This is a genomic window from Mycobacterium sp. (genome assembly GCF_051006775.1).
Lineage (GTDB): Bacteria > Actinomycetota > Actinomycetes > Mycobacteriales > Mycobacteriaceae > Mycobacterium.
On the sequence record NZ_JBPCSX010000197.1, the window covers coordinates 1 to 15,597 of the forward strand.

Sequence of the window (15,597 nt, forward strand, 5' to 3'; positions counted from 1 at the left end):
CGAACTCCCGGTTCCAGTCGTGCACCAGGTGCAGCGAGGCCAGACCCGACGAGGTCAGGGCGCGCACCAGATTCATCGCCGCGCTGGCGTTGGCATACGCCCGCACCAGCCGGGACGGATCGTGATCGCGCACCGCGGCGTCGGGAGCGAAGCCATTCACCATGTCACCGCGGTAGGACTTCAGGCCCAGCGCGTCGAGGTCGGCCGAGCGGGGCTTGGCGTACTGCCCGGCGATGCGGGCAACCTTCACCACCGGCATGCTGGCGCCGTAGGTCAGCACGACCGCCATCTGCAGCAGCGTCCGGATGTTGCCGCGGATGTGCGGCTCGGTGTTGTCGGCGAACGTCTCGGCGCAGTCCCCACCCTGGAGCATGAACGCCTCACCGCGGGCTACCGCGGCCAGCTGAACGGAAAGCTTCTCGATCTCGGAGGCGACGGTGATCGGCGGCACGCTCTCCAGAACCGTGCGCATCGCCTTGGCCTGCTCGGCATCCCAGCTGGGCTGTTGCAGGGCGGGCCGGGCCAACGCCGCGTCGAGCCGGGCACGCAGTTCGGTCGGCAGCGGCGGCAATGACGGCAGCTGCTCGATCGGTACGTCAACGGTCCAATTCACCCGCCTATGGTAACCGGGCCCGGATGACCCCCTGACCACCACGAAGAGTCGCTACCTGGGCCAAACGTCATCGGGCTGACCACTCATCAACAGGTAGCGGCGCAGATTGTGCCGGGCGTCGACCAGCGCGTCGTGGGTGTCATGCGGCCGCGGGGGCATCCGTGGGCTGCCCAGGTCCTCCCAGACCTGGCGCAGTTCCCGGGTGAACCGGGGGATCTGCGGCGGCAGGCTGGTCATCGGTCCCCACAGCTGGCACAGGGCGACGTGGTCATAGGCACCCACCCACGCCCACAGTTCGATCGGCTCCTCACCGTCGACGCCGAAGAACTCCTCCAGGTCTTCGCGGATCTGCCGACGCGATCGCCACACCGGCGAGGCCGGCGAGGGCAGCTTGGGCAGGACGTTGGTGCGCACCCAGCGGCCGGCCGATTCCGGATCGAACTCGATGGAGACCGCGTAATACTCCCGGCCGTCCTCGGCCACCACCCCGATCGAGATCAGGTCGATGATTCGGCCGTTGTCGATGAACTCGGTGTCGTAGAAGAACCGCATGGGCGGCTATCCCCCGGCCTTGGCGGGCTCACCCGGCGAGTGCGGCGCCGGCGCTGCGTGGACGACCTTGTCGAGTTGGGCTTCGACCTCGGCGGGCGCCGGAACGCGCGGTTCCCCGGCGATCACGTGTTGCAGCCACAGGTTGGCCTGAACGAACGGGCGGCGCAGATACCGCTCACGGTCCAGCGCGCGACGCATCTTGCGGGGCTTGTCCTGGTAGTACCACCGGGCCCAGGGTGCGTGCGGGCGGGAGAGCCGGATGGCGCCGATGAACAGCAGGGGCGGGATGAACATGCCGAGCAGTCCGGTCCACAACTTGCCCTTGAGCAGGACGACGACCGCAATCGCCAGCGAGATCAGCGCCATGATGATCACGGTTGTCCGCGCCAGGACCGACGTGTCGTCGCGCCAGATGCCGATGTTGAAGAACGACAGCGGGTTGAAGCCCATCACCAGCAAGCCGGCGACAGCGACCGCGACGAACACGGCGTCGACGGAGGTGCGTCCGTCCTCGGTCCAGTAGACGTCCTGCAGATGCAGGATCAGTGCGAACTCGTCGAGCAGGAGCGCGGCTCCGATCCCGAAGACAATGCCCGCCGCGGTGAACTGGTGATTGGTTCCGGACGCCGCCATGGTGACCATGGCCGCTCCGGAGATCAGAACCAGGATGACGCCGAAGACGGCGTGGTGGATGTGCAACCCACCGCCGGACCCACCCGAGGGGACGGTGATGTTATGGGGCTTCCACCACTTGTGCGCCGCGGGCTTGCCCGACCCTGACTCGTCGGCGGAGTCGCGGATGGAGCGGGTGATGGTCCGGGTGATGAAGAAGGTGAGGATGAAGGCGATCAGGCACCACATCATCGGCAGTCGTCCGGGCGCCACGAAATCGAGGCGGACGTCTAAATGCACGGGTAGGAAACTTACGCGCATCCGGGCCCCGATGTTTGGTCCGGATAGTCTGGTTTGGACATGAGCAGCTGGCGGGCGCCCAACCGGGGCGGGGACAAACTCATCGGGGGCACCCGGTCAGCGGTGTCCCGGGCGGGCATCTCCTGGTCGAACACCGCCTGGCGAGTGATCCAGGTCCTCGTCGTCCTCGCCGCCGCCCGCGCCTGCTGGCAATTGTTCGGCCAGCTGCCCTACCGGATCGACGTCGACGTCTATCGGATGGGCGGGCGGGCCTGGCTCGACGGGCAGCCGCTATACGCCGACGGAGCGATGTTCCATACCCGCGGCGGCCTGGATCTGCCCTTCACCTATCCCCCGCTGGCCGCCATCGCCTTCAGCCCGCTCGCGCTGGTGCCGCTGCCGGTGGCCAGCGTCGCGATCACGGCGATCACCCTGCTACTGCTGGTGGTGTCGATCTGGATCGTGCTCGACCGCCTGGAATTCAACGCCGGCCGCAGCTGGTGGCTGGCCGTGGGAATCGTCGCGCTCTCGGTCACCACACTGGAGCCCATCCGGGCTAATTTCGCGTTCGGTCAGATCAACGTGGTGCTGATGACCCTGGTGATCGCCGACTGCGTGCCGCGGCGCACGCCATGGCCGCGCGGGATTCTGCTCGGGGTGGCGATCGCACTGAAGCTGACGCCGGCGGTGTTCCTGCTGTATTTCGTGCTGCGCCGCGACGGCCGGGCGACGCTGACCGCGCTGGCGAGTTTCGCGGTGGCCACATTGCTCGGTTTCATCCTGGCCTGGCGCGATTCCTGGGAATACTGGACGGCCACCGTCGGCCACACCGAGCGGATCGGGAATGCCACGCTCAACACCAACCAGAACGCGGCCGGCGCGCTGGCCAGGCTCGCACTGGGCGAGCGCACCCAGTTCGTGCTGTGGACCCTGGCCTGCGTGGCCGTCCTGGCACTGACGGTGTGGGCGGTCCGTCGCGTCCTGGCTGGCGGAGACGCCGGTGCGGCGCCGGCGCTCGCACTGGCCCTGGTGGCGTTGTTCGGCCTGGTGGTCTCGCCGGTGTCGTGGTCGCATCACTGGGTCTGGGCGCTGCCGACCGTACTTGTCGCCGCGGTGCTGGCCTATCGCGGACGCAATATCGCGCTGGGGGTCCTTGCCGCCGCGGGGACGGCGTTGTTGCTGTGGTCGCCCATCGAACTGCTGCCCGAACATCGCGAAGCCGCCGCGTCCTGGTGGCGGCAGCTGTTCGGGATGTCGTACGTGTGGTGGGCGCTGGCGTTGATCGCCGTCGCGGGGCTCACGAATTCGGACCGCAGGTCGGCTAGCCCGCCGCAGTCTCCGGGATCCGAGCCGGTGGCGGACCTGGTACATCCGGCTTAGCGTTCCGGGCCGCCTGCGCGCCGGACTTGAGGCTGGCCGCATAGATGTCGACGTACTCCTGGCCGGAAAGCTTCATCAGCTCGTACATCACCTCGTCGATGACCGCCCGCTCGATGAACCGGTTGCCGGCCAGACCCTCGAATCGGGAGAAATCCATCGGCTTACCGAACCGGACCGTGACACGGCCGGACCGCCACATCGTCGATCCCGGCGGATTGACGACATCGGTTCCGATCATCGCGACCGGAATCACCAGGACACCGGTCTCCAGTGCCAGCCGGGCCAACCCGGTCTTGCCCTTGTACAGCCGTCCGTCAGGAGAGCGAGTGCCCTCGGGGTACATGCCGAGCAGTTTGCCCTGACCGAGGATCCGCTGCGCGGTCCGCAACGCGGCTTCGGCGGCGTCGGCGTCGGCGCGGTCAATCGGGACCTGACCTGCGGCGGTGAAGAACCACCGCTGGAGTCTGCCCTTGAGGCCGGTTCCGGTGAAGTACTCGGATTTGGCCAGGAAGGTGATCCGCCGGCTGACGACAAGTGGAAGGAAGAAGCTATCGGCCACCGCCAGATGATTGCTGGCCAGAATCACCGGCCCGCTGGCCGGGACATACTCCAGCCCTTCGACTTTCGGACGGCCGAGCACGGTCAGCAGCGGGCCCATGAAGATGTACTTGAGCAGCCAGTACCACATAGACCCCTCCTTCACCTGTCCACACCGCAGCGCGGCTGGGGCCAACTCTACCCAGCCGGTGTCTACACCGACCACACGACGAGCGGGTTCACGGTCAATCCACAGGAGGGGTTTCAGTCCTCTATGACGATGGGGATGCCGTGGTAGCGCCCGTTCCCATTCGTCGAACCGCCGGGGACAGTCGGCTCGCTCGGCTCGGCGGTCGCCTCGCCGCCGGATTGTTCCTGCGGGTCGGTAACCATCGATCGGATCATCGCCATCAGCGTGACGCTGTGTTCGGCGATCACCGTCAGCATCGGGTGCTGCTCACCGCGGACCAGTGCGGCCAATGCGCACACCGGACACCACACCTGCTGGCATCTACCGGGCCCGCGCAATGACTCGGCGGCCATCGCTGCCGCGCTGCGCACGGATGGATCCAGCCGGTCCAGGAAGGCCTGGGCCAGCTGGCGCAGCTCGGGTCCGAGATCGGGGTGCGTCACGCGGGCCACACCTCCGGGTTGGGTCGGAATCTAACCGAAAGCTCACTGCCGCGCAGCGCCGCGTCGGTGACGATGCACCGGCGCAACACGGGCGCCAGCCGAACCCGCCGCCGCAGCCCGGCCACACCGATGACCAGATCGTCGCCGGCCCGGCCGAGGCTCAGCGCCCCGGGGTCGAGCTGTGGCAACTCTAAGCGCAGCCGATAGACCGCATCGAGGCCGGCGCCGGACTCCCGGTCGACGACCGGGCGCAGCGGCCCGGGCGGCTCCGAGCCGTCCTGGCGACGCACCTCGTCAAGCAGCTGAGCCAGCGCCTTGGGTCCGATCGGCTCGCCGGCCAGATGGGGCGCCAGCATCAGTTGCACGTCACCGATGGCGGTGCCGAGATCGGCGAGCACGGAACGCTGTTCAGCGATGCGCGCGGCATACCAGTCGAAAGCAGGGTGGTCGGGCAGGTTGCGGTATTCGTACGAATCATCCTGAAACAGAACCTGATTGACGATCAGCTCGTTGATCGGCACACCCATCAAGGCCAGCGAGCCCACGGTTCGCATCGCTTCGGCCGCCACCACCCGCTCCGGGGTGAGCACCAGATGTGCGCCGACCCGATCGACATCGGTGAGCAGTTCGGCCAGCGACTCGATACCGGCGGTGGCCATCTCCACCAGGGCGACGGTGGCCGCGGTTCGCGGGTCCTCCAACGGGGCGCTGAGCCGGCGGTGTCGCGGCCAGCAGCGCTCGGCGTATTCAGCGAACGTCGCAGGCAAGGTCAGCATCCGCAGAGCGTCCGCGGTAGAGGCGCAGTCCACTACCAGGTAGTCCCACCGGCCGGACGCCGCCAGGTCGGCGACCACCCTCAGCCCGAGCACCTCCTGAATTCCGGGCAGCGCGGAAAGCTCTTCGGGCGCAAGGTCATTGAGATCGGAGGCCGGGAACCGCGCAGCCAGTATCGGGGCCACCGAACGCCACGCCGTTTCCAATAGCGCAAGGGTGTCCAGCGCCAGGGCGTCGAGATGACCACCACCGTTCTCACCGCCGCGCTCCTCGGTGAGGATCCGCACCGGTTCACCGCCGCCGCCGGGCGGCACCTGCACGCCCAGCACATCGCCGAGGGAGTGGGCCTGATCGGTGGAGATCGCCAGCACCCGCCGACCGTCCAGTGCCGCGCGCACCGCCGTGGCCGATGCCAACGTCGACTTGCCCACCCCTCCCTTGCCGACGAAGAAGCTGATCCGGGCCGAATCGGTGCGGCCCGCATCAGAGTGGTCGGAGTCGCCGGATTCCACGTCGCTTGATTCCACGTCGCTTGATTCCACGTCGCAGGATTCCACTCAGCCCTCGACCCGCTTCTTGAGGTCTTTGAGCGCGGTGTCGGTCAGTCGGCGCTCGGCTTTGCGCTTGAGCAAGCCGATCATCGGAATCATCAGATCGACCGCGAGTTCATAGGTGACGTCGGTCCCGGATCCCTTGGGAGTCAGCGTGTACACGCCGTCGAGGGACTTGAGCAGACCACTCGACACCAGCGACCAGCGGACCGAGGCGCGATCAGCGGGCCACTCGTACTTGAGCACCATCGTGTCTCTGAGCACCGCTGCGTCCAGCACCAGCCGAGCGACGATCGGATAACCCGCGGCGTCGCTTTCCTGTACCTCGGCGTCGGTGTACTCCGACACCCAATCGGGGTAGGACGCGATATCGGCGATCACATCCATCACCGTGCGAGGGTCCGCATCGATGTGGATGGTCTGCGTCGTCTTATCCGCCACTGTTCTGTGCTTCCGCTCCGCTTCAACCGGCTGTGTGGTCCGGTGGTTGGCCGAATACAAAACCGTACCCTCCCCGGCCCCGGGGTAGCGCGATATCTGGGCGCGTCCGGGGGGTGCCCCGTCACAGTTGCGGCGCGACCCCCACCGGCCGGGAGGCTTCCAGACGATTCTTGACCTCGAACGCCATCCGCTTGCCGGCGACCCGGCGGCGATGGTTCATCTTGGCGGGGTTGCGCTTCGCCGGATCGGTGTCGCCGGTCGGCTCGGCGTGCAGGAAGTAGTGCAGGACGACACCGTCGAGCACCGGCTCGAGCCATATCTCCATGGTGCCGGTCAGCGGCCCGGCGACCGTCCAGCGGACACCCTTCTCGGCGCGCTCCTCGACAACCTCGAGCAGCAGGTCGGGAAACCACCGCCGCCAGCCCGCCCGGTCGGCCACCGCGCGCCCCACCGCGGCCGGGTCGGCGGCGACGAAGGTCTCGTCGGCGATCTGCAGGGTGTGCACGAGTTCTAGCTTCACATACGCATCAGCGCGGACAACCGGGCGGTCAGGGTGTCCCAGTTCCAATCGCGGCTCACCCACCGCCGGCCGGCCTGTCCCATCCGCTGCGCGCGAGCCGGGTCGGCGAGCAGACCACTGATCACCTCGGCCAGTTCGTCGACGTCACGACCATCGACCACCTGCCCGGTCTCCCCGTCGAGAACCGTCTCGGGGGCCCCGCCCGACCGCCCGGCCACCACCGGTATCCCGGTGGCCGAGGCCTCCAGGAAGACGATGCCCAGGCCCTCGACGTCGAGCCCGGCCCCGCGAGTGCGACACGGCATCGCGAAAACGTCGGCCATCGCGTAGTGGGCGGGCAGTTCAGCGGTGGGCACCGCGCCGGTGAACACCACGTCGGCGGCCACCCCGTTGTCCTCGGCCAGACGGTGCAGCGTCTGCTCGTAGGGCCCGCTCCCGACGATCACCAGCGCCGCCTCGCCGATCCGGCGGCGGATCTGCGGCAATGCGGCGATCAGCATGTCCTGCCCCTTACGCGGCACCAACCGGGAGACACAGACCACGGTGGGACGCTCACCCAGCCGGTAGCGGTCCCGCAGTTCGGCCCGGGCTGCGGGGTCGGGCCGGAACCTCTCGGTGTCCACGCCCGACGGCAGATACTCCAGGCCGGCCCGCGGACCGAAGGCAGCCGCGAAGCGTCCCCTGGTGTACCGGCTGACGTAGGTGATGGCGTCGGTGCTGTCGCCGATGCGCCGCAGGGCCGAGCGGGCGCCCGGCACCATCGACCAGCCGACCTCGTGACCGTGAGTGCTGGCCAGCACCCGCTGCGCCCCCGCCGATCGGGCCCTGGCGGCCAGCAGCGCCAGCGGCGCCGCGGCCCCGAACCAGACCGTCTCGATACCGCCGTCGCGGATCAATGCACGCATCCGACGGTCGACCCCCGGTTCGGGGAGCATCAGCGTGCCGGGGTGCCGGACCATGCGGAACGGTGCCGCGCGGTCATAGTCCTCGGCGCCCTTCCACTGCGGCGCGTAGACCGTCAGGTCATGGTCGCCGGACGCGGCAAGCCTTCGGACGAACTGCTCGAGATAGGACTGGATGCCGCCGCGACGCGGCGGAAAGTCATTGGTGACCAGAAGGATCCGCGTCATCACCGATCACGCTATCCGGTGCCGGCCAGCCACCGGGCCCACCGCGCCTGCAGGGTGCCCATGTCGAAATCGCCGTGCCCGGGGCCGCAGGCCCGCAGATACAGCCGGCGCAGTGCGTCGACGCCGAACTCGTCGGCGACGAATCGGGCGAACCACCAGGCTCGGTCGTAGCCCGCAGAACGTTGCGGACCGGGGTCATCGAGCTCGGCATCATCGGGAAGGGATGTGTTCTGCGCCGCGTCCTTGGGCAGCGGCTCGGGACTGCGGGCGACGAAGTCGGCGACTCCCTCGGTGAGCCAGCGCGGAGCGTCAAGGGCAGTGTCGGCGCGGGCGGCGAAGTGAAAAAGCTCGTGGGTCAACACGATTCGCAATGCATCGTCAGACATTGCCGCCGCACCCGGGGCTAAAACAATGCGCTGGCCGGATGCCGTCCGCCTGACGGGGTCCACCTGATCGGCCACCGCGACGGCGGCGATATCGGTCCACTGCCGGTTGGGATCCAGATGTGCCCGGGCGGCGAACTGGGTGTCGGAATCAGTGGCCTCCACAACGATGGTGCGCTGCCAGTCGGTGCCCCAGAACTGCTCCACCGCGGCAACCGCACCCTCGATGGCCGATGCCACCCGGGCCAGCAGCGGATCGGTGTCAGGCCCACCCAGGCTGACAAGTTCCACCGCGCGGCCGTCTCCCAAAGACACGGTGCGGATCGTCCCCTGCGCACCGGGGGCGAGCACCAGCGCCGAAGCGAGGATCAGTTCGGCGACCAGGACTGCGGCCAGCAGGGCCCGCCGGCGAAGATCAGTAACGACGAACGTTGAAGATCGGAGCGTTGTTCACCGGGACGACGGCAACCGGAATACCGAAGGTCGAGGCGTGGATCATCATGCCCTCGCCGACGTACATCCCGACGTGCGAGGCGTCGGAGTAGTAGGTGATCACGTCACCGGGTTGCATCTCGTCGAGCGACACCGGCTGACCACCCGCCGCCTGGGCGTAGCTGGAATGCGGCAGGAAGACACCGGCCTGCTGGAACGACCACATCACCAGACCCGAACAGTCAAAGGCAGTTGGACCGCCGGCGCCCCACACGTAGGGATCTCCGACCCGGGTCAGCGCCGCCTGAACGGCGATCGCGCCCGCGCCGCTGGCCGATCCCATCGAGGGCATCGCCGCCAGCGCTGCGATGTCGGTGGCCGGCGTGGCGTCCGGCGCCGCCGCGGCGAGTACCGCAGCCGGCGGAGCCTCCGGATTGGCCAGGATCGCCTGCTGAACCGGGGTCAGCATTCCGTAGCGCGACTTGACCGCGGCGATCTGCACCTGCAGCTGAGATTGCTTGTGCTGCAGGTCAGCCCGGACCGCGGCGGCCTCGTCAGCGGCCGTCCTGGCCTCGATGGCGGATTTCGCCGACGCGGCCTCGATCGTGACGGCCTCGGCGTTGGCGTGCCGGAAGCTCTTCATCTGCGCCGACATCTCGATGGCCATCACACGCTGGACCGCCATCTTGTCGATCAGACCCTGCGGCGAGGCCGCGGTAAGGATCGCGTTCAGCCCGTCGGTACGCCCGCCCATGTAGACCGAGGCGGCCAGCTTGTCGACCGAACCCTGATAGCCGACCAGCTGGGCCTTCGCCACGTCCAGCGCAGCGAGGTCGTCGGCATGCCGCTTGTCGGCCGCCTCCTGGATCCCAACCTTCTTCTCCAGGTCCACTTCGGCGGCGTGCATGGATTCGGTGAGCTGCTCGGCCTGCCGGGACAGTTCGTTGAGCTGGGTGACGGCGTCCTGGCCCGGGTCGGCGGAAGCGGCCGCGCCCCACCCGCCCGCGAGGACTGTGACGCAGGCAATCGCACTGGCCAACGGCTTGGAACCCACAAATCTAGTCAGCATCGTGCGGTCGAATCTCAAGATTAAGCATCCTTTGACTGCGGTTGACTACGGTCGACTGAGCTCGTCGAACAGGCTGTCCAAACCTGCATTAGGTCTCGGTAAGGTTACGAAATGGCAACGGCTTTGTCCAACGGACGACAAAGAAAGTCGGAGAAACTTCCGTCACATCAGCAACATCTGCAACTTGGTCGACCGGGCGTTCGGCGGCCCTAACTTGCCAGGCCGGGCCCCTCGGGGCGGCGGATCGGCACCAACCGCAATCGGGGCGCCATACCGGCTTCGGCCAGCACCTCCAGTGCCGCACGTTCGTCGTCCAACAACGTCTCCGGCACCCCGAGCAGGACGCTGACCACGCAGTCGCGGCACCCCGGACCTCGCACCGCGCACTCGTCGCAGTCGATCACCACCGGCTCGCCCGGTCCGCCCGCATTGTGTCCCATCTCGACTCCTCAGTTCGGTGCATATTCGGTTGAACGCACGCTAACCAGAGCCCCCGACAAGTTCCGGCGAGTTCCCGACGAGTTCGGCCCGGATCGGCGACGACGTATCGGCGATGGCCAAGGCGTGGCACCCGTCACCTGTCGGTGCACCTCCCTAACGTCATGGCCATGGCCGGACCCCGGACAGACCCGCAACTGAGCTTCGAGGACGTCCTCCCCCCCGAGGGCGACCCGGAATTCGACGCTGCCTTCAACGCGGCCTTCAACGCGGCCTTCAACGCGGCTGAGGTATCGCTGCGGGAGACCACGTTCGTCGTCGTCGACCTCGAAACCACCGGTGGCCGGGCCAAAGCCGGTCCGGACGGGTCCTGTGACGCGATCACCGAGATCGGAGCGGTCAAGGTGCGCGGCGGCGAGGTGATCGGCGAGTTCGCCACTCTGGTGGACCCGCAACGGTCCATACCGCCCAAGATCGTCGAACTCACCGGAATCACCACGGCGATGGTCCGGGACGCACCGACGATCGCGGCGGTGCTGCCGATGTTCCTCGAGTTCGCCCGCGGCGCGGTGCTGGTGGCCCATAACGCGGGCTTCGACATGAGTTTCCTGCGGGCTGCCGCCGAGCAGTGCGGCATACCGTGGCCTCGGCCGCCGGTGCTCTGCACGGTGCGCCTGGCCCGCCGGGTGCTCAGCCGGGAGGAGGCGCCCAGCGTGCGACTGTCCGCGCTGGCCCGGCTCGTCGGCGCGGACACCGAACCGAACCACCGCGCGCTCGACGATGCCCGCGCCACCGTCGATGTGCTGCACGCGCTCATCGGCAGGGTCGGCAATCAGGGCGTGACCACCTACCGCGACCTGCGCGGCTACCTGCCCACGGTGTCCAACGCACAGCGCAGTAAACGGGTGCTCGCCCACGGGATGCCACGCCGGCCCGGGGTCTACCTGTTTCGCGGCCCCGCGGCCGAGGTGCTCTACGTCGGCACCGCCACCGATCTGCGCCGCCGCGTGCACCAGTACTTCAACGGTTCTGACCGGCGCACCCGGATCACCGAGATGGTGGGGTTGGCCACGGCGGTGGATCACGTCGAGTGCGCGCATCCGCTGGAGGCGGAGGTTCGTGAACTGCGACTGCTGGCCGCCCACGCCCCGCCCTACAACCGCAGATCGCGCTTCCCACAGCGGTGGTGGTGGGTGACGCTCACCGATGAGGCCTTTCCGCGGCTGTCGGTGGTGCGCTCCCCCCGCACCGACCGCGCCGTCGGACCGTTCCGGGCCCGCGCCGACGCCGCCGACACCGCGGATCTGATCGCCCGATTCACCGGGGTGCGGACCTGCACCGGGCGGATCGGCAGGCTCGCCGAGCACGGGCCGGCCTGCCCTGAGCGCGAGGTCGCGCCCTGCCCGGCGCACCGCGGGGTGTCCGCGGGCGAGTACGCCGAGGCACCGGCGCGGGCGGCCGCCCTGATCGACGGCCGCGACAATGCGGCGCTGAGGGCCGCGGTCGGGCGGGTGTCAGAACTGGCCGAGCGGGGCCGCTACGAGAGCGCCGCCAGGTTGCGCGACCACATCGCCGATGGCGTCGAGGTCCTGTGGCGCGCACAGCGTCTGCGCACCGTGGCAGCGGTGGCCGAACTTGTCGCCGCGGCTCCCGACGGCGCGGGCGGCTGGCAACTGGCGGTCGTCCGGTACGGACAGCTGGCCGCGGCAGGCTGCGCCCGCCGCGGTGTACCGCCGATGCCGGTGGTCGAAGCGTTGCGCAGCGGCGCCCAGGTGGTACTCCCGCAGCCGGCACCGCTGGGCGGTGCGCTGGTCGAGGAGACATCACTGATCGCGCGCTGGCTTGCTCAGCCCGGAATCCGGATCGTCTGTGCCACAGAGGGTTTCAGTTCGCCGCGACTGTCCGCGGGACCATGGTTGCAGTGGTCGTCGGCCGCGCGCGCCGCGCGCTACGCGGCCTCAGAGCTCATTGGTGAACCGGACCCAGTGCTCGAGCAGCCGCGCCGCCGCACCGGAATCGATGGACTCAGCGGCACGGGCCAGCCCCTCCTCCCAGGACGGCAGCCATTCGGCGTGGCTGGATAGCCCGGCGTGGGCCACCATCGCGCCGGCCGCGTTGAGCACGACGGCGTCACGCACCGCGCCGGTGGCGCCGCCGAACACGTTGCGCGCCTCCGCGGCGTTGGCCTCGGCGTCACCGCCGACCAGTTCGGACAGTTCAGCGCGCGGGAAGCCGAATCCCAGCGGGTCGAAGGTCAGCTTGTCGATCGTGCCGGCCTGCACCCGCCAGATGGTGCTGGTGGTCGTCGTGGTCAGCTCGTCCAGTCCGTCCTCACCATGCACCACCAGCACGCTGGCCCGCCGGGAGGCGAACACCCCGGCCATCACCTCGGCCAGTTCCCCGAAGGCGCAGCCGATCAGACCGGATCGAGGACCGCCCGGATTGGTAAGGGGCCCAAGGAGATTGAAGACCGTTGGCACACCGATCTCACGGCGCGGCGGGCCGGCGTACTTGAACGAGGGATGAAACACCGGGGCGAAGCAGAACCCGATCCCCACCTGAGCGACGGACCGGGCGACATCCTCGGGGCCCAGGTCGATGCGAACCCCGAGCGCCTCGAGCATGTCGGCACCACCGCTCTTCGACGAGGCCGCCCGGTTCCCGTGCTTGACCACCGGGACCCCGGCGGCGGCCACCACGATCGCCGCCATGGTGGACAGGTTCACCGTGTTGGCCCGATCCCCGCCGGTGCCGACCACATCGACGGTGTCGGTGCCGATCACATCGGTCGGCACCCGCTGGGCGTAGCGCAGCATGGTGTCGGCCAATTCGCGCACCTCGGCAGCGGTCGGGTGCTTCATCTTCATCGACACGCCGAAGGCGGCGATCTGAGCCGGCGTCGCCGCACCGGACATGATCTGGTCCATCGCCCAGGCCGACTCCCCGGGAGGAAGCTCCGCTCCGGCCGTCAACCGGCCCAGGACCTGCGGCCATGACGAAATCGAGGGCCCTGAGGCCGGACCGTCAGGTTGGGTCGTCACCGGCAGATCGTCGCACGACGCGGGGGTGTCACCAAGATCACCTCAAACAAGTTGTGACCAAATTGGCCCCTGGCTGTACCTCGACAACTACAAAGCGTCATACTTCTCTTTGTGACGAGTGCTGTGGGTACTTCAGGAACCGCGATCACGTCGCGCGTGCATTCGCTGAACCGGCCGAACATGGTCAGTGTCGGCACGATTGTGTGGCTTTCCAGTGAGCTGATGTTCTTTGCTGGACTGTTCGCAATCTACTTCACCGCACGCGCGCACTCCGGCGGCGCATGGCCGCCCCCGCCCACCGAATTGAACCTCTACCAGGCGGTTCCGGTGACGCTGGTGCTGATCGCATCATCGTTCACCTGCCAGATGGGCGTTTTCGCCGCCGAGCGCGGCGACGTTTTCGGTTTGCGCCGCTGGTATGTGATCACCCTGCTGATGGGCACGTTCTTCGTGCTCGGCCAGGCGTACGAGTACTACCACCTGATCACGCACGGCACCACACTGGCGAGCAGTTCCTACGGCACGGTGTTCTACCTGGCGACCGGCTTCCACGGCCTGCACGTCACCGGTGGCCTGATCGCCTTCATCCTGCTGCTGCTGCGCACCAAGATGAGCAAGTTCACGCCTGCCCAGGCGACCGCCGCGATCGTGGTGTCCTACTACTGGCACTTCGTCGACATCGTGTGGGTCGCCCTGTTCGCGACGATCTACTTCATCCGTTGATGAGAAGGGGTTCGATGCTCACGATTGGGTCCGCTCGAGGCTCCGGGCTGAGCGACAAGTCGCGCCGACGGTTGCATCGCCGGTTGACCGGGGCCGTTCTGCTGGTGTTCGGCCTGGGCTTGGCCGGCGCACTGGCCGCAACCCTGACACCGGCCGCTCAGGTGGCCGTCGCCGACCAGTCGCAGTCCGCTCTGCTGCGCACCGGCCAGCAGCTCTACGAAACCGCCTGTATCAGTTGCCACGGCGCTAACCTCCAGGGCGTCGACGGTCGCGGTCCCAGCCTCGCCGGAGTCGGCGAGGCCGCGGTGTTCTTCCAGGTCAACACCGGTCGCATGCCTGCCGTGCGGGGTGAGGCACAGGCTCCGCGCAAGCAGCCGACCTTCGACCTCGCACAGACCGACGCGCTCGGCGCCTACGTGCAGAGCTTCGGTGGCGGACCGCTGGTTCCCCGCGATGCCAACGGCCAGATCGCCGACCACTCGCTGATCGGCGACAACGTCGCCCGCGGTGGCGACCTGTTCCGACTCAACTGCGCGTCATGCCACAACTTCACCGGACGCGGTGGAGCGCTGTCGTCGGGCAAGTACGCGCCCGGCCTCGATGAGGCCACCCCGGCGCAGATCTACACCGCCATGGTGACCGGCCCGCAGAACATGCCGAAGTTCTCGGAACGGCAGCTGTCGCCGGAGGAGAAGAAGGACATCGTCGCCTACGTCCGGTCAGCCTCGCAGACCATGAACCCCGGCGGCTACGGCCTCGGTGGCTTCGGTCCGGCGCCGGAGGGTATGGCGGTCTTCATCATCGGAATGGTCGCCGCGATCGGTGTGGCGCTGTGGATCGGAGCCCGCGCGTGAGCGATAACGTCAATCGGCCGTCCGATGCCGAACTCGCCCGCATGACGGCCGACGAGCTGGCCGCACTCGGCGGCAGGATCGACGGCGTCGACACGGTCCTGAAGGCGCCCCGCTGGCCGGTGGAGGGCACCCGGGCCGAGAAGCGCTCGGAGCGCCTGGTGGCGTTCTGGATGATGTTCGGCGGCATCATGGGCCTGCTGCTGCTGGTGGTCTTCCTGTTCTGGCCGTGGGAGTACAAGCCGTACGGCGTCAAGGGCAACTTCCTGTACTCCTGGGCCACACCGATGTACGGCGTCACCTTCGGCCTGTCGATCCTGGCGATCGGTATCGGCGCGGTGCTCTACCAGAAGCGCTTCATCCCCGAGGAGATCTCCATCCAGGATCGCCACGACGGCGCATCCCCGGAGATCGATCGCAAGACCGCCGCAGCCACCCTCACCGACGCCTTCCAGGGATCAACCCTGGGGCGCCGCAAGCTGATCGGGATGACGGCCGGCATCGGCCTCGGCGCTTTCGGCGTCGGCACCCTGGTGGCAGCCCTCGGCGGCATCATCAAGAACCCGTGGAAGCCCGTGGTCCCCACGGCCGACGGCCCCAAGGCAGTGCTGTGGACC

The 15,597-nt window shown here is 68.3% G+C and carries 16 protein-coding genes and 2 pseudogenes; 5 read left to right on the plus strand and 13 right to left on the minus strand.

Going from position 1 to position 15,597, the window contains the following annotated elements; genetic code table 11:
* From ACR2JI_RS14075 to ACR2JI_RS14085, 3 genes are all read right to left on the minus strand, one after another.
* Positions 1-613, minus strand: a 613-nt coding sequence (locus tag ACR2JI_RS14075; protein WP_526390975.1) for a 3-deoxy-7-phosphoheptulonate synthase, incomplete at its 3' end; no start/stop codon positions are given.
* A gap of 51 nt (positions 614-664) precedes the next feature.
* Positions 665-1,165, minus strand: a complete 501-nt coding sequence (locus tag ACR2JI_RS14080; protein WP_526390977.1) for a polyadenylate-specific 3'-exoribonuclease AS — start codon at positions 1,163-1,165, stop codon at positions 665-667.
* Between the two features lie 6 nt (positions 1,166-1,171).
* Positions 1,172-2,077 carry a hypothetical protein gene (locus tag ACR2JI_RS14085; protein ID WP_526390979.1) on the minus strand — a complete coding sequence of 302 codons (906 nt, stop codon included), beginning with the start codon at positions 2,075-2,077 and terminating at the stop codon, positions 1,172-1,174.
* A gap of 60 nt (positions 2,078-2,137) precedes the next feature.
* Here ACR2JI_RS14085 and ACR2JI_RS14090 point away from each other — a divergent pair, with 60 nt between their 5' ends.
* Positions 2,138-3,457: a glycosyltransferase 87 family protein gene (locus ACR2JI_RS14090; RefSeq protein ID WP_526390981.1), complete on the plus strand. Its 1,320-nt coding sequence runs from the start codon at positions 2,138-2,140 to the stop codon at positions 3,455-3,457.
* Here ACR2JI_RS14090 and ACR2JI_RS14095 read toward each other — a convergent pair.
* From ACR2JI_RS14095 to ACR2JI_RS14135, 9 genes are all read right to left on the minus strand, one after another.
* Positions 3,399-4,145 carry a lysophospholipid acyltransferase family protein gene (locus ACR2JI_RS14095; protein ID WP_526390984.1) on the minus strand — a complete coding sequence of 249 codons (747 nt, stop codon included), beginning with the start codon at positions 4,143-4,145 and terminating at the stop codon, positions 3,399-3,401. The two genes, ACR2JI_RS14090 and ACR2JI_RS14095, sit on opposite strands and share 59 nt — an antisense overlap.
* A gap of 113 nt (positions 4,146-4,258) precedes the next feature.
* Positions 4,259-4,627: a hypothetical protein gene (locus ACR2JI_RS14100; protein ID WP_526390986.1), complete on the minus strand. Its 369-nt coding sequence runs from the start codon at positions 4,625-4,627 to the stop codon at positions 4,259-4,261.
* Complete coding sequence (locus ACR2JI_RS14105) at positions 4,624-5,928, minus strand: ArsA family ATPase (protein WP_526390988.1); 1,305 nt, start codon at positions 5,926-5,928, stop codon at positions 4,624-4,626. Before ACR2JI_RS14105 ends, ACR2JI_RS14100 begins: the two co-directional genes overlap by 4 nt.
* Positions 5,929-5,958: 30 nt before the next feature.
* The gene (locus tag ACR2JI_RS14110; RefSeq protein WP_526390990.1) at positions 5,959-6,393 is read right to left on the minus strand and encodes an SRPBCC family protein; all 435 of its coding nucleotides are present in this window, start codon (positions 6,391-6,393) and stop codon (positions 5,959-5,961) included.
* 121 nt (positions 6,394-6,514) lie between these two features.
* The gene (locus ACR2JI_RS14115; RefSeq protein WP_526391004.1) at positions 6,515-6,898 is read right to left on the minus strand and encodes a polyketide cyclase / dehydrase and lipid transport; all 384 of its coding nucleotides are present in this window, start codon (positions 6,896-6,898) and stop codon (positions 6,515-6,517) included.
* Between the two features lie 11 nt (positions 6,899-6,909).
* Positions 6,910-8,043 (minus strand): glycosyltransferase family 4 protein, encoded by a 1,134-nt coding sequence (locus ACR2JI_RS14120; RefSeq protein ID WP_526390992.1) that lies wholly within the window; start codon positions 8,041-8,043, stop codon positions 6,910-6,912.
* 11 nt (positions 8,044-8,054) lie between these two features.
* Complete coding sequence (locus ACR2JI_RS14125; RefSeq protein ID WP_526391006.1) at positions 8,055-8,825, minus strand: hypothetical protein; 771 nt, start codon at positions 8,823-8,825, stop codon at positions 8,055-8,057.
* Positions 8,826-8,841: 16 nt separating this feature from the next.
* A complete protein-coding gene (ripC, locus tag ACR2JI_RS14130; RefSeq protein WP_526390994.1) occupies positions 8,842-9,945 on the minus strand; it encodes a peptidoglycan hydrolase RipC in 1,104 nt (367 codons plus the stop codon).
* Between the two features lie 191 nt (positions 9,946-10,136).
* Positions 10,137-10,367 (minus strand): hypothetical protein, encoded by a 231-nt coding sequence (locus ACR2JI_RS14135; RefSeq protein WP_526390996.1) that lies wholly within the window; start codon positions 10,365-10,367, stop codon positions 10,137-10,139.
* Positions 10,368-10,535: 168 nt separating this feature from the next.
* Here ACR2JI_RS14135 and ACR2JI_RS14140 point away from each other — a divergent pair.
* Positions 10,536-12,386 (plus strand): annotated as a pseudogene (locus ACR2JI_RS14140) (DEDD exonuclease domain-containing protein); the annotation flags it as partial.
* On the opposite strand, the gene trpD reads toward ACR2JI_RS14140, so the two are convergent.
* Entirely contained in the window at positions 12,324-13,406 is a 1,083-nt protein-coding gene (gene trpD / locus ACR2JI_RS14145; RefSeq protein ID WP_526390998.1) for an anthranilate phosphoribosyltransferase, read from the minus strand. The pseudogene ACR2JI_RS14140 and the gene trpD sit on opposite strands and share 63 nt — an antisense overlap.
* Positions 13,407-13,517: 111 nt before the next feature.
* Between trpD and ctaE the strand changes: the two genes are divergently transcribed.
* The 3 genes and pseudogenes from ctaE to ACR2JI_RS14160 all read left to right on the plus strand — a co-directional run.
* Positions 13,518-14,129 (plus strand): aa3-type cytochrome oxidase subunit III, encoded by a 612-nt coding sequence (ctaE, locus tag ACR2JI_RS14150; protein WP_526391000.1) that lies wholly within the window; start codon positions 13,518-13,520, stop codon positions 14,127-14,129.
* Positions 14,129-14,983: a cytochrome bc1 complex diheme cytochrome c subunit gene (qcrC, locus tag ACR2JI_RS14155; protein ID WP_526391002.1), complete on the plus strand. Its 855-nt coding sequence runs from the start codon at positions 14,129-14,131 to the stop codon at positions 14,981-14,983. Before ctaE ends, qcrC begins: the two co-directional genes overlap by 1 nt.
* Positions 14,980-15,597: pseudogene (locus ACR2JI_RS14160) on the plus strand (cytochrome bc1 complex Rieske iron-sulfur subunit); the annotation flags it as partial. The gene qcrC and the pseudogene ACR2JI_RS14160, both read left to right, overlap by 4 nt.